Below are 23,945 nucleotides of genomic sequence, written 5' to 3'. Positions count from 1 at the left end.
TTGAAAGAGACGATACTCATAATCCTATTTCCCGTAAATTAAATCTAGAGGGATCAGGCATATTTTGAAATAAATTAATTTTACTTCCGAGAGGGTTTCTTACAGAAAGATTTTATCTGCCTTATTGTAACGTTATTCAGGTAATTTGGTGGATATTTCATAAAACAATAATTTCAATTACTTATTTTTTTTACGATGCTCGTCGTCGAGTGTCCATTGACAATATCGACCAAAGCTACCCGGCCACCATGTTCTTTTACGAAATCGCCTCCAACAACAGCATCTTCCGTGTAGTCGGCGCCCTTTACTACAACATTCGGCTTCAAGGCTTTTATGATGTCGAGAGGCGTATCCTCATCGAAAATCACAACCATGTCGACGTCGCGTAGTGCACCGATTACTGTTGAACGTGCTATCTCATTTTGAACGGGGCGTGCCTCACCTTTGAGTCTCCTGACGGACGCATCGCTGTTGATCGCGACGATCAGCTTATCGCCCTCGGCGGCCGCGCCTTTGATCAAAGCGATATGTCCGGGATGAAGCAGGTCAAAACATCCATTCGTAAAAACAACAGAAGCCCCATGTTTGCGCCAGTTTTCGACAGTTCGCGCCGCGCTCTCCCAAGACGCCAGCAACCCGGCTTCTGGAACGTCCTTAAGAAGTTGCTGGCTCAGCTCTTCTCGTGAAATTGCCGCAGTACCCAATTTTCTGACGACGATGGAGGCAGCAACGGTTGCGACCATCACGGCTGTATCAAGGTCCTGGCCAGCCGAGAGCATGCTCGCGACAGTTGCAAGAACGGTGTCTCCTGCGCCTGAAACGTCATATACCTCTGACTGGTGGGCAGCCTCATGATGAACGTGGCCGTTTCTCTGCCAGAGTGTCATGCCCTTTTCAGAACGCGTAAGAAGAACATCTCCGCCGAATTGCTCGGACAGTGTCGCTGCCACCTTGAGAACTTCTTCATCCGTATTTACGGGCAGGTTGGTGGCAAGAGCTGCTTCCGTACGGTTCGGGGTGACCAAGGTTGCGCCCGAATAAGCCGTGAAATCTTTGCGTTTCGGATCTACGATAACAGGAATATTCTTCCCGCGCGCATATCTTATGATTGCTTCAAGAACGTCATCAGCCAGTACGCCTTTGGCATAGTCTGAACAGACAAGAACGTCCGAGTTATCGATCGCGACCTGTGCATTGGAGATCAGTCTCTGCCGAGTTTGTTCGGTAAAGCCCGTTACCTCTTCTTCATCAATGCGGACGATCTGCTGCTGGCCGCTCAGAACGCGGGTTTTAGAGATGGTAGACCATTCAGGATCTTCGACTAACCCGCTGACGTTAATGCCTTTATGTTTTCCCAGAATTGCCCGGAGGATATCGGCATTGGCGTCCGGGCCGACGACACCAACAAGATTGACAGTACACCCTAGAGAGGCAGCGTTGACAGCTACATTGGCGGCTCCACCAGGGACAACAGAATGCTTCGAGCGTAACAGGACAGGAACAGGTGCTTCAGGCGAAATGCGATTTACTGTTCCAACAATGTATTGGTCGAGAAGAATATCCCCGATAACCGTGAGACGACCAAAATCAAAGTTTTCTATCATATCATTTACATCACATTCGAATATTGCTTAGAAAATTTTCTAAAAAATCTTCGAAATGCTATTCCTGTCGCCTGATTACTAGAGTTTGTAGCTTCAAAAACCTTAAGAGCTATCTTACTCGTTTTCAAAGAATGGTCTAGATGCACCGGCTGCAGCTTTCATCTTGATCCTATGGGATGAAGCATACCCGGTATAGCCCAGTTGCCTTTGCTAAAGGGCTGCTCAAAGCATGGTAAAATGGAAAATTATAGCGACTGAAAGTGAAAACTTTTAGTTTTTATATAGTATATTATTCCAAAAAACATGGACGGTTTGAAACAAGCGCGATTATAAGATCCAATTCTTTTGTTCCAGCCTCTCTGCTGAAACCTTTCCGTGCGCAGGAAACACTTCTTCATGTCGTCTAACCCGGCAGCTTCGCCTCTCAGTTTATCTCAGCTTCGGATTTTAGCTCTTGCTTCGCTGGGAGGGGCACTGGAGTTCTATGATTTTGTTATTTTTGCTTTCCTTGCAAAGCTGATTGCCGCGCACTTTTTCCCGGACAGTCAGGCTGAATGGTTGCGACAGGCGGAAGCTTTCGGCCTTTTCGGAGCCGGCTATCTGGCACGTCCCGTAGGTGGGCTTATTATGGCCCATTTTGGAGATGTCGCAGGAAGAAAGAAGGTCTTTACGCTCAGCGTGCTCCTGATGGCGTTCCCGACCTTGTTGATGGGATTGCTGCCCGGCTACCAGACGCTTGGCATCATGGCTCCGCTCATATTGCTTATCCTGCGTATTATGCAGGGTGCGGCAATTGGCGGAGAAGCTCCTGGAGGCTGGGTGTTCGTCTCCGAGCATGCTTCCAGCCGCCGCGTTGGTCTCGCCACGGGCCTTCTCACCGGAGGGCTGACGGGCGGTATTCTTCTTGGGTCTATCGTCATTTTATTGCTGCATGCAGTCTTGGCGCCTGATGTGGTGTCAAACTGGGGTTGGCGTATTCCCTTCGTTCTGGGGGGTGTTTTCGGCTTTGGAGCGATGTTCCTTCGGCGTTGGCTGGAAGAAACCCCTGTATTCCGGGAGATGCATGCGACGGCTAAAACTGCCGAGGCTATGCCCGCAAAGCTTTTGTTACGTGACCATCGCCGCGCCATTCTTTGCTCAATGATGACGACATGGACATTGACAGCAGCCATTGTGGTGCTTGTTCTCATGATGCCGCCGCTGATGCAGACGCTCCATCATGTGTCACCTTCCCAAACCATGCTGGCGAGCCTTGCCGCGACGTTTTGTCTCACAGTTTCAGTTGTTCTGGTGAGTGCTCTGACAGACGTTTTTTCTCTCAGAGCGCTAAGCGTGGCCTGCGGGCTCATGCTCGCTTTGGGAGGTTTCGGGCTTTACGCGCTCTTTCCGCTGTTCTCGGGCACGCTCGTGCCTTGGGCCGCATTGAGTGGGCTTTGCTGTGGGTTTGTCGGGCTCGTTCCTATTGGGATGCTGCGCGCATTTCCGGCTCAGGTTCGCTTTTCCGGCCTGTCTCTGTCGTATAATATTTCCTACGCAATTTTTGGTGGCCTCACACCCGCAATCATTTCAGCCCTGACACCTCATACGCCAGTTGCTCCAGCTATTTACGTTGCTTTCACGGCGCTTATTGGTGGTGTTGGTCTTTGGTTCTCACCCGAGAAGGCATAGTGAAAAATCTGTTATCGTCGGGCTTCAAGCACGCGAGCTAATGAGGCCCAGACAATTGCGACGATGACGGCAGCCACCGAAAATGTGCCTGCCCAGATAAAAATTGCCACAACCGGGTCAGTCCAAAAAACGATAACGAGGCCTAGCAGTGGGAAAATGAAGCGTCCCCACCGAACTGACGGGGGCAATGTCAGATCAGGCAGACGTGCGAACCGAAGCATCTTTGGTTCGCACGCGGCCTGAAGGCCAAGGCCAAGTAGCCAAAATACCAAACATACAATTAGCATCACAGACGGCGCACCATTTGAAGAGAGGCAAGCCCCAAGAGTAAGGCGCAGATGTCCGTTGCCGCAAAAACCGTGGGTACATGCAGCATGGAGGCGCCGGGACGTGTCAGAAAGTCAAGCGGCGTTAGAAGAATACCCAAGAATGCGAGAGCACTTAACTGTATCTTCCATCCCGGGAGTGCGCGATGCAGCAGAGACCAGAGCATCCCAGCAGTACTGCTCAGGCCCCACACGGCAAAAAAGCAGTGGACTTCCACCAGATGGCGCGCTGGGAGAGGTGTTGGCAAAAGCCGGTTTGCCCAGAAGAAAGCCAATGTTGCCAAAAGGAAGCCTGGAATACAGCCAATTGTGAGCCCTTCAGCGACGCGGAACATGATGCGTTTTCCGGAGACTTTGCGACGCTTCATCAGAAAAATGATAGCTCCGCTGGCAAACATGATGGCTCCCATGGCACCAGACAGAAAATACAGCCATCTTAAGCCTGTGCCTGTCCAGCGGGCATAATGAATGCCTTCCATAAGCTGCTGTGTCTGGGTGACAGGAGTTGAAAGCAGGACATGCCGTAGAAAATGCCCATCAACCGGGCTGAAATCGACGTGTTCCCGTGTCAGCAGAGGCCCAGACATATCGGTGCGACTAAAAAGAATGCTGTTGGGTAGAAAGAGGATGAACCCGATCTGCCCCTTGCCGAGTGTCTTCTCTGCGACATCAAGCAGGGGCGGCAGAGAAGGACCGACAGGAATGTCCCGTTTTGTTTCTGGTGGCTCGGCTTCTGTGGCTCGATGAGGCGAAACAAAATTCTGGATGGAACTGATATAAGACACGGGCGGGAACAGCGTGCGTGTGCGAATGAACGTGCCCGTATAGGCCATCATGATAACGAACGGGATAAAGGGAACGCTGGCGAGCACATGCACGTCCAGCCATGCGCGCAGTCGTGCTGCGAAAGGTCGTACCAGAAGCAGATCCGAAATCAGTCCCCGCAGGTGAATGATGATTCCGGATCCGACTGTTACAAGAAGAGCCAGACCGGCCGCAGCAATAAGTGTTTCTCCGTAAAGCCCAGTTCGGAGCGTATAGTGCAGGTCATAGAAAAACTTTCCGCCCGCAGTATCGCGTGCCTGTAGCGGCTCTCCAGTCTGCGGATTATACGGCACCGTCAGGAATTCGTATCCATCATGGTGCTGCACGCGCACGAACGGGTCCCGCGGCGACGGGAGAGTTATGAATGGTTTTTCTCCTTGCTGGAGCAGCTCACGGACGGTGGGAAGGGTGCGATCCAGAGCCTGTGGTGAAAAAGTGGGTGCTTGAGGCGGGACTTCGGGCTGGAGCCACCGCGTCAGTTCGGTATCGAACACCGAGAGGCTTCCCGTCACGAAAACGCAGAAGAGAAGCAATCCAGCGATGAAGCCAACCCAGGCATGGAGCCAGCCCATGCGTGTCCGAAGATTATCTTGCATCAGGCGTGAAACAGTAAACCGAGCGCGGCAAGGATGCAGGCGGTCCCCGCGATAAGTGCTCCATGCAAGGGCTTCTGTGTTCCAAAGGCAATGAGCAGAAGTACGGGAAACGCGGCAATCGCGATCATCTGGCCGAAGACGACAGAGTCATGTCGGGCTCCGGGCCCCCATTGCGGAGACCCGATTGTGATAAGGTGAGCACAGGTCCATGCGAGACCGAGGGCCAGAAGCCCCCTCAACATCCATCGCGATGTGGGTGAGGTTTTCTGCCGAGGAGACGAAATCTGTTTCACTGTCATCAGGCGTCGTGTGTCAACGGCAACATGGTTTCTCTTGGTTTGTTAAAAACGAATGAGTAAGGCGCTGTGCATCATTGTCATAGCGGGTCGTAACAAGATTGTTGAGGATAGAAAGTATACGTCTTGTTGCTACCGCTTACTGAAGACCGTTGTGCTTTTCCGCAAACACGAGACCAGTAAGCTGATTGCTCTCACTTGCCTTCAGATGTCGCCAGTTTCAGCAATATTTTATGGAAGTTGGCGCTTGGCCCGGATAGCTCTGGTGTGCGTGATGCGAGAGAGATGCTGGCACGAGGCGAGGGGCCTTCGATGCGATGAAAAGTGGCTCCGTCAACATGGATCTGGCTGAGATAAGCTGGAACGATTGAAACCCCTAGGCCTGCGGCAACCATGGGAACCGTGGCTGCAATCTGTGGTGCGGATTGCCCGAAATGCGGGGTGAACCCGGCCTGCTGGCAGGCTGAAATAATGGCATCGTAAAAGCCTGGACCCAGAGTGCGGTCAAAGATCAGAAAGGGCTCATTGGCGACATCCGTCAGTCTGAGTGTTCCGCGTTGAGAGAGCGGGTGCCCCTTCGGGACCGCGATGAGTGTCGGTTCATCAAAGAGAGGATGGAGCGAAATCCCAGGGTCCGGAGCCGGAGGCCGCACAATCGCAATATCAACGCGGCTCTCGTTTAACGCCTCACACAATGCTGGCGTGTTGCTCTCCTCCAGCGTGATCTGAATCTCGGGCCACTTTTCCCGGAAGGCGCGAATGGCCTGTGGAATAAGGGGGAGCAGCGACACCGCACCAGCCATTCCAATGCGCAACCGTCCCTGTTCACCGCGTGCAAGACCCGTTGCCAGAAGGCGAAACTGATGTTCGAGCGTGAGAATTGTGCGAGCCTGCTCAACAAGTTGCTCGCCAGCATCCGTCAGAACCGCACCACGCCGCGATCGCTCGAACAATTTGAGCCCGAGTTCAGTCTCAAGACTTTTGATCTGCTGGCTTAGAGGGGGCTGCTCGATATGCAGAACCTCGGCAGCGCGCGTAAAGCTTCCGTGATCTGCAATGGCGATAAAGTAGCGAAGGTGGCGGAGACCCATAAATCCATACTAATTAGATATGGTATAGAGCTCAACTATATATTGGACGTCCGAAGCTTGAACGCGCACCCTCTGGTTAACGAACTCCGGAGGATCTCATGGTTTTCACTGTTGGACATTACCTTGCAGAACGGCTGACGCAGATCGGCCTCAAGCACCATTTCGCAGTTGCGGGCGATTATAATCTGATCTTGCTGGACCAGCTGATTGAGCATGGCGGCATGAAGCAGATCTATGACTGCAACGAGCTAAACTGTAGCTTTGCTGCAGAAGGCTACGCCCGAGCCAATGGAGCCGCCGCCGCGATCGTCACATTCAGCGTGGGGGCAATTTCGGCCATGAACGGCCTTGGCGGCGCTTATGCCGAAAACCTGCCGGTTATTCTGATCTCTGGCGCGCCAAACTCCAATGACCATGGTTCAGGACGTGTGCTGCATCACACGATTGGAACCACGGACTACAACTATCAGATGGAGATGGTAAAGCACGTCACCTGTGCTGCTGAGAGCATCACGTCCGCTGATAACGCCCCCGAGAAAATTGACCATGTCATCCGGACGGCACTGCGCGAAAAGAAGCCGGCTTATCTGGAAATCGCCTGTAATGTGGCGAATGCTCCTTGTGCGCGCCCAGGTCCGGTCTCGTCTCTGTTGGCTCACCTGACCCCAGACACGGACAGTCTGAACGCAGCTCTCGATGAGAGTGCAGCTTTTGTGGAGAAGGCCAACAAGGTTGTCATTTTGGTCGGCAGCAAGCTTCGGGCCAGCGAGGCATTGGACGAAACGATTGCGCTGGCTGACAAGCTGGGTTGCGCTGTCACCGTCATGGCCGCAGCCAAAAGCTTCTTCCCCGAAACGCATCCGGGGTTCCGGGGTGTTTACTGGGGTGAAGTCAGCAGCCCTGGTGTCGAAGACGTGGTCAAGAGCGCGGATGTCGTCATTACGCTTGCTCCCGTCTGGAATGACTACTCCTCCGTTGGTTGGCGCGATCTGGTCCGCGGAGAGCGTGTCCTTGAAGTCGACCCTCATCGTGTCACGGTTGCAGGAAAAACCTTCGAAGGCTTCCGCCTGAAGGAATTCGTCACGGCCCTTACGGAGCGTGTTTCCAGCAAGCCTGCGTCTCTTGCAGCAGGGTATGCGCCTGTGAAGCTGCCAGTGGCCGATCAGGCCAAGCCACTGACGAATGATGAAATGACTCGCCAGATCAACGAACTTGTTGATGGCAAGACAACCCTTTTCGCTGAAACAGGCGACTCATGGTTCAACGCCATTCGCATGAACCTGCCTGAAGGGGCCAAGGTTGAGTCCGAAATGCAGTGGGGCCATATCGGATGGTCTGTCCCGTCCATGTTCGGAAATGCCATGGGCTCGCCGGAGAGGCAGCATGTCCTGATGGTGGGTGACGGCTCATTCCAGCTCACCGCGCAGGAAGTCGCGCAGATGGTGCGCTATGAGCTTCCGGTTATCATTTTCCTTATCAACAACTACGGTTACGTCATTGAGATCAAGATTCATGATGGTCCGTACAATTACATCCAGAACTGGGATTACGCCGCTCTGATCAACTGCTTCAATCAGGGCGTACCCGGTGAAAAAAGCGGGAAGTACGGTCTTGGCCTGCATGCCACGACCGGTGCTGAACTCGCCGAGGCAATTGAGAAGGCCAAGAAAAACACACGTGGCCCGACCCTGATCGAGTGCAAACTTGATCGGACGGACTGCACAGAGACGCTGGTAGAATGGGGAAAATTTGTCGCTGCTGCGAATTCCCGCAAGCCTACGCTGAGCTGAAGAGTTGCGTTCGATCAGTTACTATTAAATGCGGTTGGATCTGGAGTGAATTCTTCAGATCCAACCGTTTCTTGTGAGAAGCTGTTCTAGGAAACAGATTTCTGTTCAACCCACCCATCTTGAACCCGCTCAAAGAGCGGAGACGAAAAGCAGCTTAGGACAGGAAAAGAAAAACGATCTTTCCAGCGATCGCTTTGGGTCATGACACAAAGGGCTGCACAGGGGGAAACTTCCGCCGCCGCAAGAACATTCACGCCAGCCGCAAGTGATTGTCCGGTGCTGACCACGTCATCAACAATGATAATCTTTTGTGCTGACTTCAGAAGTGGCAGCAGATTGGGGTCCAGATAAAGATTTTTGACGTTATCCGGGCTGGTAATGGACGAAAGTGGCGCAGACAGCGCGTCGTCATACCAGAATTTTCGAGACGTGCTCAATGGAACGTATCGCGCCAACCCACATCCTCGGGCAACGGCGGCGGCCAGACCCAGGCCCAGGGTTGGCATGCCCACAATCAGGTCCGGCTGCAGCGAACGAGCGATAGCCACCAGTTCACCACAGAGAACGTCCATGACTTCGAAGGATGTCTGGTTCACCAGCAGCGATGAGACTGCCTGGTCCTTGATGGGAAGAACCCGCAGGGGAAGATCGAGGTGCCGATTTCCTACCTGAACTCTGTAGCGATCTGTGTATGGGGGCTTCAGCGCGACATCAGGAGCAAAAGTCTGCCAGAAAGGGAGCGTGCTCATGATGATAGCTCCACAAACCGAGAAAGCACCATCACCGCTGTCTGCAGAACGGTTTCATCGAAATCAAACAGGCTGGCATGATGAGGAGCGGCAATATCGGAACCAAAAAGGCAATATCCAGCTTTGCCGCCCCGGTCCTGAACACGTTGCATCATAAATGTCGCGTCATCTCCACCACCAATAGGCCAGCTTTGAACAATACTGCCGCCGTTGGTGAAGCAGACAGCGTCTCGCAAGCGCTCCATCACATCCGGGTCAGAGGCGGCACTGATGGCAGTCCCGTAAACGTCGATTGTGGCGTCAACGCCCTGCGTCAGTGCTGCGCCCTGCAAGGTTTGCCTCGCGCCCGCAGTAAGGCGCGCAAGACCTTCGTGAGTTGACGCCCGCAACTCAAGCTCGAGATAGGCATGATCCGCAATGACGTTCCGCGTTCGGCCGGCCTGCAAAAGTCCCACGTTAATTCGCGTGTCCGACTGGCCATCGCGGGGCAGGGCATAGAGACCGGGAATGGCAATTGCCGCAGCAAGAAGGGCGTTACGACCTTCTTCCGGACACATGGCCGCATGCGCAGCTTGCCCCGTGAAGGTTACGTTCCACTTTTCAGCCCAGAGAAAGCCGTCTGCGGTTAAAGCAATCTGCCCACTCGGCAACTGACAGCCGACATGGGTTGCGAGAAAAATGTCTACATCATCGAGAAGGCCGCTGGAAACTATAGGCTGCGCTCCTCGGCCGCCTTCTTCCGCAGGCTGGAAAATAAGCCTGAGCGTTCCTTTCCATTCGGCATCCGGATGAGATAATTTTTCCGCAAGGGCCAGACCAACCGCCGTATGTCCATCGTGTCCACATGCGTGCATCCGCCCTTCGCATTTGGATGCGAAGCCATCCACAACAGGACGATGGGTCCCGGATGCACTTTCGTGAACGGGGAGAGCATCCATGTCAAAGCGAAGGGCCAGAACGGGGCCTTCACCACGCTGGATTTCTCCACAGACAGCGGTCTGCCCATCTGGCATTTTTTCGACCCAGTAAGGGGCGGTCCCATTTGCTAATGCTGCGTTTTGGGCGGAATGAATATCCTCTTGCGAGGGCAGTCCACGCACATCATCCATGCACATGATTTCGGGACCTACTCTGACAGAATATCCCAGTTCTGTCAGACGCGCTGCGACGATCGAGGCAGTGCGGTATTCCAGGAAAGCAGTTTCAGGAAAGCTGTGAAGATCGCGCCGCATGGCTGTGACTTCATAGGGAAATGTCATCAAATGGTCTCCATGACCATGTTCGTGATGATTTCGCCTGTCATGCCGTCTGTAATGCCTAGATCTGTGACATGCGGTCCAGGATTACAGGCGAGGGATGCACCTGTCACAAGTTTGATCATGGCGGTCGGGCCGTCCCATGTCGTCGCTGCCGCAGCTGCATCACGTACAGCGGCAAACTGCTGACTGACAACATCCAGTTTTTCCGGAGACAGTAGCCCGCAGACAGGAAGTGGAACATGAGCAACAATTTGGCCATTTCGTGCAACGGCCATACCGCCGCCACTGGCTATAAGAGTATTGGCCACAAGCGCCATATCATCCGGGTTTCGACCGAAAACTGCGAGGTTGTGGCTGTCATGCAGGATGGTCGTTCCGATTGTAGCTGACCAGTCTCCCCAACCTTCCAGAACTCCAAGCCCGGGGACGCTATTTTCTCCGTAACGATTGAAAACAGCCATTAGCGCAGTATCAGGCGGCAGCGTGATGTGACCGTCTTTCACATCGACGTCACGTTCTCCCCACTGGGTCGTCCGTGGAGTACGAACGGTCCGAATGCGGGCTTTGGAAGCGTCAGGTACGGGCACCTGAAAATCTTCAGCTGTGACTAAAGAATGCTTTACAGTCTTGAGCGGGAGCCCTGGAAGCTCGGCAGGAAGATCTGCCAGAAGTGTTCCGTGGGAGGCCGCATGGGCGCCTGACGTGAACACTTCTAGCGGCGTGAAATCAGACAGGTTGTCAAAAACAACCAGATCAGCGCGCCGCCCAGCTGCCACCAAGCCGAGGTCCCTACGTTCAAGACGCATTGCTGCGTTAAGGGTGGCGCATCGCAGCACATCCAGCGGACCCATCCCGAGAGACACAAGGCATCTCAGGTGGTGAACCATTCCGCCACGGCGTGACAGGTCATCCGGAAAGACATCGTCTGTGCAGAGGGTAACGGTTTGAGGAACGCAGCCCAGTTCCTGAAAAGCGGCAACGGCTTCAGGCAAAATATTTTCATGCGAAACGCGCAGTTCCAGCGTCATGCCGGACCGGAGCTTTTCCAGAATATCGGCTTTGCTTGTCAGTTCGTGATCTGACTCAATGCCTGCCGCCATGAAAGCCTGAAGATCCTGGCCCTTGAGGTTCCGGGCATGACCACACACAAATTTTTCACTGCTAAGGCCGGCACCGACGATGCTGCTCATACGGGGTGAGCCATTGATGACGCCGCGCATGTCCATCACTTCAGCAACGCCAATCACTTCGGGCCAGGACAGCATTTCTGTCATGGCCGTAGCGTCAAAGGCTGCCCCTGATCGTTCTAGCCCGGGCGCAGATGGAACACAGGAGGGAGCTTCAACCAGAATGCGCAGAGGCAGGCCTTTGGTGGCTTCAATAGCCCACCTGACTCCGGCCAGGCCGCTCACATTCCCGATTTCGTGCGGGTCCCAGCAAATGGTTGTTGTTCCCTGCGGAACTACGGTTTGCGCATAGACTCTAGGCGTGACCATCGAACTCTCGATGTGCATGTGAGAGTCAATGAGGCCAGGCGCAATAACCGCGCCTGCGAGATCAAAAATTTTGAGAGCGTCGTTCCGCTGGCCAGTTGGATGGGTGCTGGCAATCAGCGGCCCCACTAATCCGACATCGGCGTCACGAAGCTCGCCGGTAGCCACATCAGCAATTTTGCCATTCCGGAGCAGAACATCAAATGGAGCCCGACCTGCTGCGGCATCCACCGCACGTCTGCGCAACTCAGGTGAGGTGAGAGGTACCGTTACATCAACCATGCGTATTCATCCGGTTGGCTGCATCGACAAACGTCTGAATGAAACGCGGCGTATCGACTGCTGTGACAATCTTGACGGGGCGCTCACCAATATGGGGGCGCGTGCTGTCAGGCCACACATGGGCATACCCGTAATTCGGGCCATGCGTCAGATCAACCGTCATGTAAGCCGTCACGCTTTGTGTAATCAGAGCGGGATCTACAGCGATCGCGGCAGCCAGTTCGTCCCACATGGGCTGTGGGTGGAAATAGTGCTTCAGATAGTCTGACAGCGGTCCCGGACGTTGGGTCGCGCGATCGCGGATTTCTGGTGTCATACGAATGGGGTTAGCGACTGAGCCGACAGAAATGACTTCCGGGAAGGGAGCTTCCAATGCGATGCTGGCGGCTTCCGGGTCAAACATGAAGTTAAAGTCCGTGTAGTAATCGGCGCTCTCTGTCACTTGGGAAAGATTGCCGTCCACGATGGCTCCCATGAAGACCAGCCTGCGGCAGAGCGATGCGAATTCAGGATCAAGCTTGATGGCCAGAGCAATGTTTGTCATGGGACCAGCCGCCAGGACTGTGACCTCATGAGGATGTTCATGCACCTGTTTGATCAGAAAAAATGCGGCGGTTTCCCGGGAGACAGCACGGGTCGGCTGTCCTTCTTTCAGGACTTTGACCGGAGGCTGGAGATCAGGAGCATCCCCGCGCCATGCACCTTTCCATGGCATTTTCCCGTTGGATTTCTCCCATGCCAGAAGGCGTGGACGTGAATTGACCAACGGTTGGGTCGCACCGGGGACGACCGGGAGCTCTGCTGGAGCAGACGCGACCTCCAGAAAGCGGGACAGATGGGCAACGGCCTCGTTTTCCCAGCCATCCCCCACGACAACCGTAAACCCTAGAAGCGTTATCTTATCCGGCTGACCCAGTAGCGGAATGACCGACTGAATGTTTGTTCCGCCCGGCCCGGCAAAATCATTGTCGATAATGACGTAATTCGGCGCAGATGTAGCGTGCGCGTGAATAGGCACCAAAGCGGAGAGGCCAGCCAGAAGAGCTGAAAGGCAAAGTCTGGGAAACATGGGAAATATCCTCTCAGCCATGGTGGCCGTGCATCTGGGCGGAAACGACGAAGAACATGATGAAAATTACGCAAAGCCCCCATACAACTGGCGCAACCGCTCGGCCCCGGCCCGTGGCAAGAGCCATGGTCGCGTAAGAAAAGGTCCCTATGGCCATGCCGTTGATGAGGTTGCCGGTCAGGAGGGCAATGATGAACGTCAAAGCAGCCGGAGCGCTTTCTTTGAGATCTGACAGTTCCAGATGACGAACGCCCTGGAACATCATCATTCCCACCATAAGAAGCGATGGCGCTGTTGCCTGCGGCGGAATGATCATGAACAGAGGCCACAGGAAAAGTGCGGTGAAGAACCCGCCTGCTATTACCAAAGCCGTCAGGCCTGTTCGGCCCCCCGCATGAACGCCGGTGATGGACTCAGAGTATACCGTTACGATGGACGTCCCCAGCATGGGGGCCAGAATACTGCCTGCTGCGTCCGTTATAAACGCCTCTCTGGCCCGCGGAATGCGACCGTCTTCGGACACCATTCCTGTAGCCGTAACAACACCCAGCAGGTTGGCAAGCGTTCCAAAGAGTTCAGTGCACAGGAAAAAGAACAGCATCGGCAGCACGTAGAAAATGTGATGCAGAAGGTAGAGCGGCTCAAGCCGGAACGCTGTCTCATGAGGCCAGCGGGGCAGGGCAAAAATATGCTCTGGCCAGGTGGTGATCGTTCCACCTTTTCCGTTGGGTAGGAAGAGACCCACAATCGTTAGCGCAATGATCGAAATGATCAGAGATCCCGGCACCCGTCTGGCAACAAGGACTGGCGTGAGAATAAACCCAGCCAGTGTCATGAGTACTTTGGGGCTGGTAATCGGGCCCATGGTGACGAACGTGGACGGGCTCGGCACGACAAACCCAGAGTTGCGCATTCCGATGAACATAATCACCAGACCGACCGCAACCTGAATACCAATCCGAAGGGTGTCAGGAATGTCGTGGGCAATACGCTCGCGGATGCGCGTCAGGCTCATGACCATGAAAATCAGGCCGGTCAGGCAGACGAGAGCGAGGGCAGCCTGCCAGGGAACGCCCATCTGTTTGACCAGAATGATTGCAAAGACGACGTTTGATCCCATGGCGGGCGCCACACCAAGGGGCAGATTTGCCAGAAGGCCCATCAACGTCGTGCTGAAGACTGCAATCAGACATGTGGCGCTCAGGACGCTTGCACGGTCCATGCCAGCTTCTGCCATGATCATGGGATTGACTGCGACACAGTAGACCATGGCAGCGAAGGTTGTCAGGCCAGCGATGACCTCACGGCCAGCAGTTGTGCCGCTGGCCGTGAGCCCGAAAAAACGATCCAGACGGGCTTGAAGCATCAGATCAAAGGTCAATCTTGGCTGTGACCAGAGCTGCGAAGCTTCCGGCGACGTAGTATGTCGGTGAACCCTGCGATGCGATGGTGCTGCCATAGATCCCGCGTGCTGCGCGTGAGGATGCGGCGACCCCGGCGACGCCTGACAGGTATTTGTTATCGCCAACATTCATGAGGTTCAGCCTGATTTCCGGGTGTGTATGGAAGATCTTCGGAGCCCGATAGCCGAAGTTCATGTCTGCGTTGACATACCCTGGCATGGCCTGGTCATTCATGAAAGTTGAGAACTGTCGGCCTACGTACTTGACGGCAAATCCTGCGAAATATGTGCCGTCATCATAATCCAGTCCGACGGAAGCCTGCACATTTGGGCTACGCACGGCAGTTTTTCCCGCAGTCGGCAGGTAATCCGATCCGACTTGATAGTTGTTATCGATCGTCGCGTGTAGATATTCCGCCGAAACATATGGCCGCAGATGATGCCACGGGCGCAGTCCAAGTTCGATGTCTACACCGCGGGACGTTTGGCCGCCCGCATTGATGTTCTGGGTGATCTGCGCGTTGTTAATCGTAACCTGCGTAGAAACCTGGCGGTTGGTGAAGTTGTAATTGAAGAAGGTGATAGACCCACTCAGGATATCACCCTGATAACGGTATCCTAGCTCTTCCGAGATCGAATATTCGGTCTTCTGGGCAGGGTTCGCCTGCGTCGCCACTTTGCCGGTCGATGCACTGTATGTGTTGTAAAGCGCATTTAACGTCGGGGTACGGAAATTGGTCGCGACATCCGCGAAGATCTGGTTGTGACTGTCGATGCGATAACGCGCGCCAAGGTTTGGCGTTGCGACTGCCGCGTTCATGCTGGTGCGATACTGCGCTCCGGGGAGGTAGTTGTAACCAATTCGGGTTACCATGGACTCCTTGATTCCCGCTTCAACGCGCAAACGGTTGTGCAGTGCATTGAACGTGTCGCCGAAGAACAAAGTATTGACGCGGGTGATGGTCAGGTTGTCGTAGCTGGCAAGCCGCGTGCCATCGGACAGCTTCACATTCCCCAAATATCCCCAGACATTCGCCGGGCCACCATTTTCTCCAACCGCGCTGTAGGGATTGACCATGCGCTGTCTGGACCAGTCAAACCAGTATCCAAAGACAAGAGTGTGCTTGCCCACTGTGTAATGCACTTTGGAAACAAGTCCCGGACGATAGACGTAAGGCGTGCCGAATGGCGTATACATCATCACCTTGTCATTGGTGGTGCCGTTACCATTGAGGTCGATGCTGTATTTCTGTGTCCCGGAATAAATGGCGTTCTCAGACAGAAGAGATGCTGAGGCGATCGTGCCTGAGTTCCAGTAAAAATATGGGGTGAAGTCGAAGCCAAGCTTGTCATTAACCACAATATTCTGCGGCGCACTCAGGATCAGGACCCGATATGGGCTCTGATGGAGTTTCCAGTATTTGGTGTCGGTCGGTGAAAAATCTTCGGTGTAGTTGGCACCACGCCCATATTGCTGCCAGGCAGCCAAAGACGGGCTCAGATAGGCGACCTTCATAGAATCATCGAAGGTCAGCGCGACGGTGCTGCGGCTTCCATTGACCCAGTCTTTGACCAGTTTTGCATCAATGTGCTGCTTGTGATCGTCACCGGCGCCGCGGAAGTGCGGCTCTTCAAGATGAGACCAGGCCACGAAAGCCCGCATGCCAGTGTTGCCAATGTCACCGCTTTGAAGCCGTACATATTCGCGATGTGTATTGTAGGAGCCGAACGAGCCCGCAATTGTCGCACCCATTTTGTGTGACGGATCGATCAGGTTCATCGTCACGATTCCACCAGATGCACCAATGACCGGGGAGTCCAGATTGGCGGAGCCCTGCTGCATCGTCACTTCATTGAGGTTCTCGGAATCTACCCATTCTGTTGGGAACGCCATGTAAGACCCGATGTCGTTCAGAGGCGCGCCTTCAACAGTGAAGCCGATCTGGTCACTGTTCATGCCACGGATCGTCATGTTGCCGCTGACCATGCCAAAAGGGTCAGCGCTTGCGACATTGGCGCCTGGCAAGTTACCGAGCAGTTTGAAGACGTTGGGAGTAGGAGCCTGCTTGGCGATATAAGCCTGTGTGATCTCGCTGCGTGATTTCGTGCCGTTCTGAAGAACCATGCGGCCACCAGCAACGGACTCTGCCGCCACCCGGATGACTTCAGGCCGGGAAGGAGCGGCTTTTACAGTCTTGCGCGTGGCTGGAGAATGGCGCTTCTCCCCGTCGTGTTTTGTATCTGCAACAGGAGCAGCGTAGGCTGCAACATAGAACATGTTGCCGATAAGGGCTGTACTCAGGAAGGTTGAAGCACGCATGGAAGAAGCTCTCAAACACTGCGGAGACGCCAGAAAGGCACGAAAATCCTGCAGACTGGCCACAAAACAGTGACTGAATCGGCAAAGACGTATTAGGTTGTTATAAGACGTCTTGGTATCGGGTTTTGATGCGCTCTTCAATCCAAAAGTGAAACGTTTTCTGGAATTTTTTCTCTATGCGTAACGCCGTCTTCTCGTCAGCCCTCGATACGAATGGCCCGACGCCGCTTTATCTTCAGGTCGGGCATCATATTTCCGGGCTGATTGGCAAGGACAGCCGTTTCATGGAGCGGCTTCCCTCCGAGGCTGAGCTGTGTCTGATGTACGGCGTAAGTCGCATCACCGTTCGGCAGGCGTTATCCTATCTTGCGGAGAGGGATGTTGTTGTCCGCCAGCACGGGCGCGGGACTTTTGTGGGGGCCTTGCATCGTCCAGGACGCCAGAAAACCATCCATTCCTTTTTCGAAATTCTTGCTGGTAAAGGTCTAAGCCCCGAGATGACGCTTCTGGACTATCAGATGCGTCGCCCCCCAGAAGAGGTTGCCTCCGCTTTGTCGGTCAATGACGAGACATTGTTCATCCGGCGCGGCTATCGTTCGGATGAAGGACCTCTGGGCGTGACAGAAGTTTTTTATCCGGGACGGCTTGCACCACTCGTAACGCCAGAACTCGCAGCTTCCCTGACATCGACAGCAATCCTTCGGGATATTTTCAAGTTCCAGATTGCTCATGCAGACATTTCCATCGGTCTGTCTTACGCGTCTCCGGATGTCGCTCAATGGCTCGATGTTTCCGAGAAATCCGCGCTGATGCGTATCAAGCGTGTGACAACATGCCTCGGAGAAGGTGCCTGTGAATATAGCCGACTGCTCGTGACGGAAGGGACTGCGGATTTTCGTATCGGTGCGGACGGTGAGATGATGAGCGAAGGCGTGCTGTGAGGGTACGTCGAGGTCTGCCGCGTAACAAACATGTTGTGCATAGCGCATTGGCATTTGCTATGAATGCCCCATGAAACGGCGTCCGACCCGCAAGAAAATTCCTGCCAAGAGAGCTGCCGCCCCTTTGCGGCAGGACAGAAAAGCTCTTGTCCTGATTGTCAGCATTACGTTTGCGTTGCTAGTGGGCGCTGCGGCATTCAGAACCTTCCTGACCTCACATCATACTACAGCAGTTGGCGGCCCTTATGCATTGATTAATGGGCAAGGGCGGCCCGTTAGTCAGTCAGATTTTGCAGGGCGTTATACCCTGATTTATTTTGGCTACACGCACTGTGTAGATGTCTGCCCCTTGACGCTTGAAACAGTTTCATCAGCTCTCGATGAGCTCAGCGTGCAGGGTAAATCTGTAACTCCCATTTTCATCTCCGTTGATCCGACACGCGATACCCCAAAAGTCGTGAAGGATTACGTGGAAAATTTTTCCCCCAGGATTATCGGGCTGACAGGCACGGCTGAGCAGCTTCAGCCTGTTATGGAAGCCTTTCACGTAAAGATGCAGCATCATTCTGGCATGGGGCCTGAATACCTGATTGACCATAGCTCGTTGCTCTACCTGATGGACGGTCGGAACCAGATGGTCGGAATGATTCCGGTTGATTCCAGCGCACATCAGATAGCGACAGATTTAAAGCGTCTCTTGCCTGCTCACTCGTGATGCTTTCAAACGTGAGAGCTTTCCAGCCACTGCGATGCAGATGAGAGATATGCCCAACTCGGGTAACAGAATGCCAAGGATGCAAAGCACCCCGATCGCAATCAGACCCATTCTAGACGAGGGAAGAACGGGCGGCGTTCCGAATTTCCCCTCGGGCTTCCGTTTGAGCCACAGGACCGTTGCGGCACAACTCATCAGCAAGAGGCCGAGGGCGACCAGAAGGTTGAGTAACTGGTTTGCCCATCCGAACAGATGCCCCTCATGCGCTGCAACGCCATATCCTATGACACGGTCAATGGCTGCCTTCTGGGAGAAAGGTTCTCTCGCAATAATATGCCCGTCTCCCATCACTTTCACACTTTCCCTGAGAGGCCGGTTCTGGGCGTCGGATCTAACAGTCCACACATCGTCAGATCCTGCGGGGGGCGTGATAAGAACAGGAGCAGCAAGGGACAGCGTTTCTGCTGTGCAGGTCACATTATTCAGGCCATCCAAGTTCACCTGTGACGGCATATCCTCTGACATGTCCATTCCCGGCATGTCTTCATGATGTGAGACCATTGGGTGGCCGGCTATCGTCTCCTGGGCCGGCACCGCTCCAATTTCCCAGTCTTTCACTGATGTGATGTGGCCGACAGTATTCTCGACAGAAAGAAGGGCATGTCCCCAGACATATGACCAGGGTAGGCCCGATATCAGAAACAGTGTCAGCACGATGGAAACCCAGACGCCTGTCACAGCATGCAGATCCCTCCAGCGTGCCCGCCCGGTCTGGTGAAGGCGCGGATACAGCACACCAGCCAAGCCGCGTTGATTTCTCGGCCACCATAACCAGAGGCCCGATGCCACAAGCACGATCGTCCATGATGCAACCATCTCCATGATAATTGACCCCGGATTGCCCAGTAAAAGCTGCCCATGGAGTTTGAAAACCAATCGCTCAAACCGGTCCTCTTCGAGAACGATTTTCAGGACGGCGTGGTGGTTCCGTTCCACATAAACTCGCACGGCCTCACCATCGGCACGATTGATCAGAATGCGGGCAGCACTGTGTGGGGATGTAGGAAGTTCATATGCGAGAAAACTGCCACCGGGCACAGCTTTCAGAGCAGAATTGACGTCCTCCTGAGGCGATGAGGCTATTGCTGCTGGAAGGTGATCGTATTTCCAGTCAATCCATCCTTCGATTTGTGGTTTGAACAGGTAAATACTTCCTGTGAGACATAAAAGAGCGACAAAGGGGAGACAAAACAGTCCCGCAAAGAAATGCCATCGCCATACTGTAAGTCGGTCCGGGCCAAGGGAAGCCAGATAATGTTTTATATTCATGCGCATCACAGTTTTATCCGTACGCCGCCGAAATATGCCCGGGGGGAGCCCGCATAAATCGATCCAGTGCTATTCATCAGTGTGGCTGCCGTCGCTTCTCGCCCGTTTGCCTGTAATTGATCGGTGATATTTGTGGCGCCTGACACGTAGGTCTGGTTCGTGACGTTCTGTACTTCGAAATACCAGTGCAGGCGATGCGCCCACCCCATCCTCGCGGGAGGGTCGTAATGTATCTCCAGATTTAGAAGGGCATATCCGGGCGCTTTCAGGCGGTTTGCATTATCTAGCCAATAGGCATCACGCCAAGTGACTTCTGCATATCCCCCAACGCCTTCTAAAGGGCCAGAAGGCTGATCGTAAAGGAAACGGGCATTCAGGAAGTTGGGAATGACGCCCGGGATGTATTTTCCACTCCGGCTGAAACGCTTTGATGTAGTGCTATTGGAGAGAACTTCCGTATAATTTGTGTAGACTTGATTATCATAAGTGTAGCTGAGCGAGATCCGTCCACCGGACAGGGTATGGGGAAGAGGCGTCCAGTCAGCACCCCAAACAATACCGCGATGCTGTGAGGCAGGAGCGTTGAATGTGTAGGCCCCAACGGCGTTGACGCCTGCAGACTGATTGACGAGTTCATTGTTGTAAAACTCGTAAAATCCCGTGACCTGAAGATGTGTTGTGGCTGTGGGGTGCCAGTCTGCGCCGAGGTCAACTCCGACACTCGTCTGGCTCTTCAGTTGCGTATTATTTCCATATTGCCCTTGGGGCGTGATGAAGAAATTGGAAGATGACGGTGTGCCATAAGCCGTGCCAACGCGTGTATGGAAAGTCCAATGTTCGCTCGGATCATAAATCAGAGCACCTTCAGGCGCGAGATTGAAGTAGAACCGGTTGGCAGTGACGTATTGGCTGTTCATGCCAGAGGCTGAATATCCATATAACGTCTCAGTGGCACCGATATCTGAGTATGTACCTCCTAGTCCAACAACAGCATGCCAACCGGGTGCAAAGTGCCAGTCTTCCTGGAAACGTGCGCCGATATTTGATTGATGTCCGTAGGAAGCAGAACTCATCGCACCTCGCGTGGCACCGCCTAACGGCATGATGTTGTACGTCTGATATCCGTAGTCGAGATAATCAAAACTCAGTCCGCCGAATGTATCGAGGGATGTTGCCCCGATCCGGGCGTGATTGGTAACGTCGCTGCTGACGTTATAGGAGTTGTAGGGACCTACGAAAGACGTTGGTGAAGTGGGTTGGTTTACGTGGCGCTGATCGTATGTGAACTGGTTGCGCCAGGTCGTCTGCTCGTTAAAATCATGCTCCCAACGAAGTCCTGTAACGGTACGGCGATCAAAGCGACCCAGACCAGCAGCCTCGGGACTCATAGTAACTTTGCTGCCATACCGACCATTAACCAGCAGGTTGACGGAAGCGCACCCAGCGCGGGAATTGGATGTATTGTAACACCCATTCTGATAAGGATTTGCGTGATACTGGTTCAAAGACAGGCGAACAGGCAGGGACGCGTCTGTCACGTTGTTGACGAACTTCAGGATGAGACGGTCTGAAGACGTCAGATTGACCCGAAGTCGGACGTTTTCTGTTGACGTATTGTAGCGACTGTTAGCGATAAACCCATTTCCACGGACATCGCTCGCGAATACCATAAGGTCATAACGCTGGTTACCAAGTCCGAGCGTCACGTAGTTGTTGAACATACCGAAGCTGCCGAAATCCGATCCTAAATCCAGCCCGTGGATGTCCGTGCCCTTTCGGGTTCGGAAATTGATTACACCATTGATCGCATAATTTCCGTAAAGGGTAGACGCCGGCCCTTCAAACACGTCCACTCCCTGATAAGCATGGGGGTCAATCAGATCGGCTCTTGCTGTGCCGTCTGGTTGCGTCATGGGAAAGCCGTCTTCCAGCACCTGCAGGTTCTTTAGCCCATAGGATTGCCGATCTCCCGACCCGCGGACAGAAACGACTGTATCACGTGGCCCATTGCCTTGTGTGAAACTGACGCCTGGAATGGTAACCACCATGTCTGCGACGCTTTGTCCCACCTGATTAGCAAAGTTGCTGCGGTCTGAACTGTAAGTCGTCTGGCCGGCCGGATGTGCCGTCGCCGGTGCATGATTGGCTGCGGTGACGGTAATAACTTCTGGTTTGGTAAGAGGTAAGGGTTGTTTAGGAAAAGAGTGAGGTTTGCGCCGATTGTCTTTGAGAGACGTACCTCTCTCATGCCGGAGGGGGGCAGACATGGCAGGAGAGAAGCAGAGGACGGCGCAGGTCATCACGCCTGCAAGCAGGTGGGAAGAGCGATACATAGAATGAGGCATTGGTCTGAACCTGGATAGACAGCACGAAAACCCGCGTGCGTTTTGCAGGCGAGTGGCTTTTGCAGTTCAGATCAGACGGGAGGGCCCTGGGGGCATTGAGAGGTGCGTTCGGGACTAGGTGGCCCACGAATTGGCGCAAACATCCAGACGCGGTGAACGAACGCCATGCTCAATGCTATGAGCGTGCAGAAAGCGATTGTTAGCTGGAAAAGATCCAGAGCATCAGACAGCAGGAACGCATCGTCCTGTTGATTGTTCTGATGATGATGTGTGCCTGGATCGGACGAGGCATCCTGCGGCGCACAGAAAATGCTTAATTTTTTGAGTTCGTTTAAGGAATCGTCAACGACTGACGACGTCGTTACAAGGCTACCAAACGTCAGCCGTGCCAATAAGGCAAGCAGCACCAAGGGCCAAAAGCCCAATAGATATGCTGAGTTCCTGATCCGGCGATCCATACCGGATGTGCTACTCTCTCTTTCCCGCTCTGACCAGATGGCTGAGTAAGATTTCCGTTCAAGGCCTGTGGGTGAGCGTATCAGAGAGTTTCTGGGCCTTTGCCAGCGCCTTTCTGGTTGTAATGGCAGAAAGCCCAAGGCCAAGAATTGCTGAAGCTACCATGCCCAAGGCGGCGCCCATAGTGCCAAGATATGGCATCAGAACAGCAAGCGTTGCGAACAAAACCCCTGTTCGGGTAATGCGAACCTGAAGTGCCCGGCCTGCGTGACCAGTCGCAATAAGGGCTGGTTCAAAGCTTACGCCTATAAGGTCCAGGGAGGCGGCAATGCCAAGCGTCACGAGCAGAGGGAACGCCGTTAAATAAGCATGTCCGGCCACTAACTGAAGAACCGGACGCCCCCCGGCCGCAAGCGCTACCGCGATAACCAAGGTTACGACGATTGCAAGACCGGTCGAACGGCGAAGTAATAGTCTTATGTTATCAGCTTCCTGACTGGCATGGGCACGGGCAAGCTCTGGCAATACCGCTCGGGAGAACATTTCTGATACGCGGACAAGCGCCTGGCTGAGCTGATAAGCCAAGCGGTAATGGCCTGCGTCAGTGGCACCTGTAAAAATACCGACAAGCAACAATACGATATTATTGCAGCCTGTACCGATGATTGAATTCAGATTTGTAAGCCAGGTGAAACGCCAAATCCCCGGGTTCTCTCGCGGGGCTTGCCACCCTTGCCGGAGATCACTCATGCGAAGAGATCGTGGCATGGTCCGCATGACGCACATCCAGTAAGCAATCGCTGTTATAATATCGGCGATAGCCCAGGCGATAAGAAAGCCTGTCACCGTTGGGTGCCACAAGGTTGCGGCAATCGCACCAACAAACCGTGCGATCGGGGTAACAGCATCAGCCATGGCTCCTACACCGAAACGGTCGTGCAGCCGCAGCAGACCAACAGCAGTGGACCGGACTGACAGTAGAATAACAAAGCAGAAAGCAAGTGCGGCGTTGGACAGGGCGTGGGACCAACCAAGCAGTGGACCCAGAAAAGTAACCCCACCCCATGAAATGAAGCATCCGGCTATGCCCCCAGACACATCAAGGCCGATACAGAATCCTGTAAGGCGTGAAAGGGCGCTTTCATCCTGTGCCGTTACATGACGCACGCCATACCGGATAATAATTTGCCACGTCTGAAAACTGACGAACGCAGCGATGGCCTGGGCTGTGCTGAACACAAGGGTGAACTGGCCAAAACCATCGCTCTTCAGCGTTCGAACGGCCAGTCCCAGATAAATCAGACTCAGAACTGCGCCAACGCCTTTGCCTGCCAGGAGCCATGCAAGATTTGACAGCGTGCGTTTCAGTAATCCGTTTTCTCGTGACAT

General features: G+C 53.9%; 19 protein-coding genes. 4 read left to right on the top strand and 15 right to left on the bottom strand.

The genetic code is table 11. The features are described from left to right. Nucleotides 1-173: 173 nt before the first annotated feature. Complete coding sequence (rfaE1, locus tag KP705_RS02890; protein ID WP_046901837.1) at nt 174-1,604, bottom strand: D-glycero-beta-D-manno-heptose-7-phosphate kinase; 1,431 nt, start codon at nt 1,602-1,604, stop codon at nt 174-176. A gap of 396 nt (nt 1,605-2,000) precedes the next feature. Between rfaE1 and KP705_RS02885 the strand changes: the two genes are divergently transcribed. Beyond that, nucleotides 2,001-3,272 carry an MFS transporter gene (locus KP705_RS02885; RefSeq protein ID WP_046901836.1) on the top strand — a complete coding sequence of 424 codons (1,272 nt, stop codon included), beginning with the start codon at nt 2,001-2,003 and terminating at the stop codon, nt 3,270-3,272. A gap of 11 nt (nt 3,273-3,283) precedes the next feature. Here the strand turns inward: KP705_RS02885 and KP705_RS02880 are convergent, their stop codons facing one another. The 4 genes from KP705_RS02880 to KP705_RS02865 all read right to left on the bottom strand — a co-directional run bounded on the left by KP705_RS02880 (nt 3,284) and on the right by KP705_RS02865 (nt 6,406). Beyond that, entirely contained in the window at nt 3,284-3,493 is a 210-nt protein-coding gene (locus KP705_RS02880; RefSeq protein WP_046901835.1) for a hypothetical protein, read from the bottom strand. Between the two features lie 65 nt (nt 3,494-3,558). Further along, on the bottom strand, nt 3,559-5,019 hold the full coding sequence (locus KP705_RS02875; RefSeq protein WP_046901834.1) for a PepSY domain-containing protein: 1,461 nt from the start codon (nt 5,017-5,019) through the stop codon (nt 3,559-3,561). Beyond that, complete coding sequence (locus KP705_RS02870) at nt 5,019-5,318, bottom strand: hypothetical protein (protein ID WP_235271828.1); 300 nt, start codon at nt 5,316-5,318, stop codon at nt 5,019-5,021. The genes KP705_RS02875 and KP705_RS02870 overlap by 1 nt, the downstream gene beginning before the upstream one ends. 191 nt (nt 5,319-5,509) lie before the next feature. Then, nucleotides 5,510-6,406 carry a LysR family transcriptional regulator gene (locus KP705_RS02865; RefSeq protein ID WP_046901833.1) on the bottom strand — a complete coding sequence of 299 codons (897 nt, stop codon included), beginning with the start codon at nt 6,404-6,406 and terminating at the stop codon, nt 5,510-5,512. Nucleotides 6,407-6,504: 98 nt separating this feature from the next. On the opposite strand from KP705_RS02865, the gene KP705_RS02860 reads away from it, so the two are divergent. Next, complete coding sequence (locus tag KP705_RS02860) at nt 6,505-8,196, top strand: alpha-keto acid decarboxylase family protein (protein WP_215763979.1); 1,692 nt, start codon at nt 6,505-6,507, stop codon at nt 8,194-8,196. A gap of 86 nt (nt 8,197-8,282) precedes the next feature. Here the strand turns inward: KP705_RS02860 and KP705_RS02855 are convergent, their stop codons facing one another. The 6 genes from KP705_RS02855 to KP705_RS02830 are packed head-to-tail and all read right to left on the bottom strand — an operon-like array spanning nt 8,283 to nt 16,770. Continuing rightward, nucleotides 8,283-8,945: a phosphoribosyltransferase gene (locus KP705_RS02855; protein WP_215763978.1), complete on the bottom strand. Its 663-nt coding sequence runs from the start codon at nt 8,943-8,945 to the stop codon at nt 8,283-8,285. Beyond that, entirely contained in the window at nt 8,942-10,204 is a 1,263-nt protein-coding gene (locus KP705_RS02850; protein WP_215763977.1) for an amidohydrolase, read from the bottom strand. Before KP705_RS02850 ends, KP705_RS02855 begins: the two co-directional genes overlap by 4 nt. Beyond that, nucleotides 10,204-11,979: an adenine deaminase gene (locus tag KP705_RS02845; RefSeq protein ID WP_215763976.1), complete on the bottom strand. Its 1,776-nt coding sequence runs from the start codon at nt 11,977-11,979 to the stop codon at nt 10,204-10,206. The genes KP705_RS02850 and KP705_RS02845 overlap by 1 nt, the downstream gene beginning before the upstream one ends. Continuing rightward, a complete protein-coding gene (locus KP705_RS02840) occupies nt 11,972-13,048 on the bottom strand; it encodes a nucleoside hydrolase (RefSeq protein WP_046901828.1) in 1,077 nt (358 codons plus the stop codon). Before KP705_RS02840 ends, KP705_RS02845 begins: the two co-directional genes overlap by 8 nt. A 13-nt stretch (nt 13,049-13,061) precedes the next feature. Further along, a complete protein-coding gene (locus tag KP705_RS02835) occupies nt 13,062-14,414 on the bottom strand; it encodes an NCS2 family permease (protein WP_046902127.1) in 1,353 nt (450 codons plus the stop codon). A gap of 4 nt (nt 14,415-14,418) precedes the next feature. Then, nucleotides 14,419-16,770 (bottom strand): TonB-dependent receptor, encoded by a 2,352-nt coding sequence (locus tag KP705_RS02830; RefSeq protein ID WP_046901827.1) that lies wholly within the window; start codon nt 16,768-16,770, stop codon nt 14,419-14,421. 176 nt (nt 16,771-16,946) lie between these two features. Between KP705_RS02830 and KP705_RS02825 the strand changes: the two genes are divergently transcribed. Both KP705_RS02825 and KP705_RS02820 read left to right on the top strand, forming a co-directional pair. Next, the gene (locus KP705_RS02825) at nt 16,947-17,711 is read left to right on the top strand and encodes a GntR family transcriptional regulator (RefSeq protein ID WP_046901826.1); all 765 of its coding nucleotides are present in this window, start codon (nt 16,947-16,949) and stop codon (nt 17,709-17,711) included. Nucleotides 17,712-17,781: 70 nt separating this feature from the next. After that, complete coding sequence (locus KP705_RS02820) at nt 17,782-18,426, top strand: SCO family protein (protein WP_046901825.1); 645 nt, start codon at nt 17,782-17,784, stop codon at nt 18,424-18,426. Here KP705_RS02820 and KP705_RS02815 read toward each other — a convergent pair. The 4 genes from KP705_RS02815 to KP705_RS02800 form a co-directional block, all read right to left on the bottom strand. Continuing rightward, nucleotides 18,397-19,755, bottom strand: coding sequence for a PepSY domain-containing protein (locus KP705_RS02815; RefSeq protein ID WP_160298821.1), 1,359 nt, complete (start codon nt 19,753-19,755; stop codon nt 18,397-18,399). The two genes, KP705_RS02820 and KP705_RS02815, sit on opposite strands and share 30 nt — an antisense overlap. A gap of 5 nt (nt 19,756-19,760) precedes the next feature. Then, a complete protein-coding gene (locus KP705_RS02810) occupies nt 19,761-22,100 on the bottom strand; it encodes a TonB-dependent receptor domain-containing protein (protein WP_215763975.1) in 2,340 nt (779 codons plus the stop codon). A 71-nt stretch (nt 22,101-22,171) separates the two neighbouring features. Further along, nucleotides 22,172-22,558 carry a hypothetical protein gene (locus KP705_RS02805; RefSeq protein ID WP_046901822.1) on the bottom strand — a complete coding sequence of 129 codons (387 nt, stop codon included), beginning with the start codon at nt 22,556-22,558 and terminating at the stop codon, nt 22,172-22,174. A 58-nt stretch (nt 22,559-22,616) separates the two neighbouring features. After that, a complete protein-coding gene (locus KP705_RS02800; protein WP_215763974.1) occupies nt 22,617-23,945 on the bottom strand; it encodes a lipopolysaccharide biosynthesis protein in 1,329 nt (442 codons plus the stop codon).

Source organism: Gluconobacter sp. P1D12_c (assembly GCF_018812105.1).
Lineage (GTDB): Bacteria > Pseudomonadota > Alphaproteobacteria > Acetobacterales > Acetobacteraceae > Gluconobacter > Gluconobacter oxydans_A.
Note: the sequence above shows the minus strand (reverse complement) of the source record. Positions and strands in the feature narration are given on the sequence as shown.

Coding starts and splice junctions, on each gene's coding strand:
- KP705_RS02885 (WP_046901836.1), top strand. CDS start 2,001: ATGTCGTCTAACCCGGCAGCTTCGCCTCTCAGTTTATCTCAGCTTCGG.
- KP705_RS02860 (WP_215763979.1), top strand. CDS start 6,505: ATGGTTTTCACTGTTGGACATTACCTTGCAGAACGGCTGACGCAGATC.
- KP705_RS02850 (WP_215763977.1), bottom strand. CDS start 10,204: ATGACATTTCCCTATGAAGTCACAGCCATGCGGCGCGATCTTCACAGC.
- KP705_RS02835 (WP_046902127.1), bottom strand. CDS start 14,414: ATGCTTCAAGCCCGTCTGGATCGTTTTTTCGGGCTCACGGCCAGCGGC.
- KP705_RS02880 (WP_046901835.1), bottom strand. CDS start 3,493: ATGCTTCGGTTCGCACGTCTGCCTGATCTGACATTGCCCCCGTCAGTT.
- KP705_RS02865 (WP_046901833.1), bottom strand. CDS start 6,406: ATGGGTCTCCGCCACCTTCGCTACTTTATCGCCATTGCAGATCACGGA.
- KP705_RS02800 (WP_215763974.1), bottom strand. CDS start 23,945: ATGTCACGAGAAAACGGATTACTGAAACGCACGCTGTCAAATCTTGCA.
- KP705_RS02810 (WP_215763975.1), bottom strand. CDS start 22,100: ATGCCTCATTCTATGTATCGCTCTTCCCACCTGCTTGCAGGCGTGATG.
- KP705_RS02840 (WP_046901828.1), bottom strand. CDS start 13,048: ATGTTTCCCAGACTTTGCCTTTCAGCTCTTCTGGCTGGCCTCTCCGCT.
- KP705_RS02805 (WP_046901822.1), bottom strand. CDS start 22,558: ATGGATCGCCGGATCAGGAACTCAGCATATCTATTGGGCTTTTGGCCC.
- KP705_RS02870 (WP_235271828.1), bottom strand. CDS start 5,318: ATGACAGTGAAACAGATTTCGTCTCCTCGGCAGAAAACCTCACCCACA.
- KP705_RS02855 (WP_215763978.1), bottom strand. CDS start 8,945: ATGAGCACGCTCCCTTTCTGGCAGACTTTTGCTCCTGATGTCGCGCTG.
- KP705_RS02825 (WP_046901826.1), top strand. CDS start 16,947: ATGCGTAACGCCGTCTTCTCGTCAGCCCTCGATACGAATGGCCCGACG.
- KP705_RS02815 (WP_160298821.1), bottom strand. CDS start 19,755: ATGAATATAAAACATTATCTGGCTTCCCTTGGCCCGGACCGACTTACA.
- KP705_RS02875 (WP_046901834.1), bottom strand. CDS start 5,019: ATGCAAGATAATCTTCGGACACGCATGGGCTGGCTCCATGCCTGGGTT.
- KP705_RS02845 (WP_215763976.1), bottom strand. CDS start 11,979: ATGGTTGATGTAACGGTACCTCTCACCTCACCTGAGTTGCGCAGACGT.
- KP705_RS02820 (WP_046901825.1), top strand. CDS start 17,782: ATGAAACGGCGTCCGACCCGCAAGAAAATTCCTGCCAAGAGAGCTGCC.
- KP705_RS02830 (WP_046901827.1), bottom strand. CDS start 16,770: ATGCGTGCTTCAACCTTCCTGAGTACAGCCCTTATCGGCAACATGTTC.
- rfaE1 (WP_046901837.1), bottom strand. CDS start 1,604: ATGATAGAAAACTTTGATTTTGGTCGTCTCACGGTTATCGGGGATATT.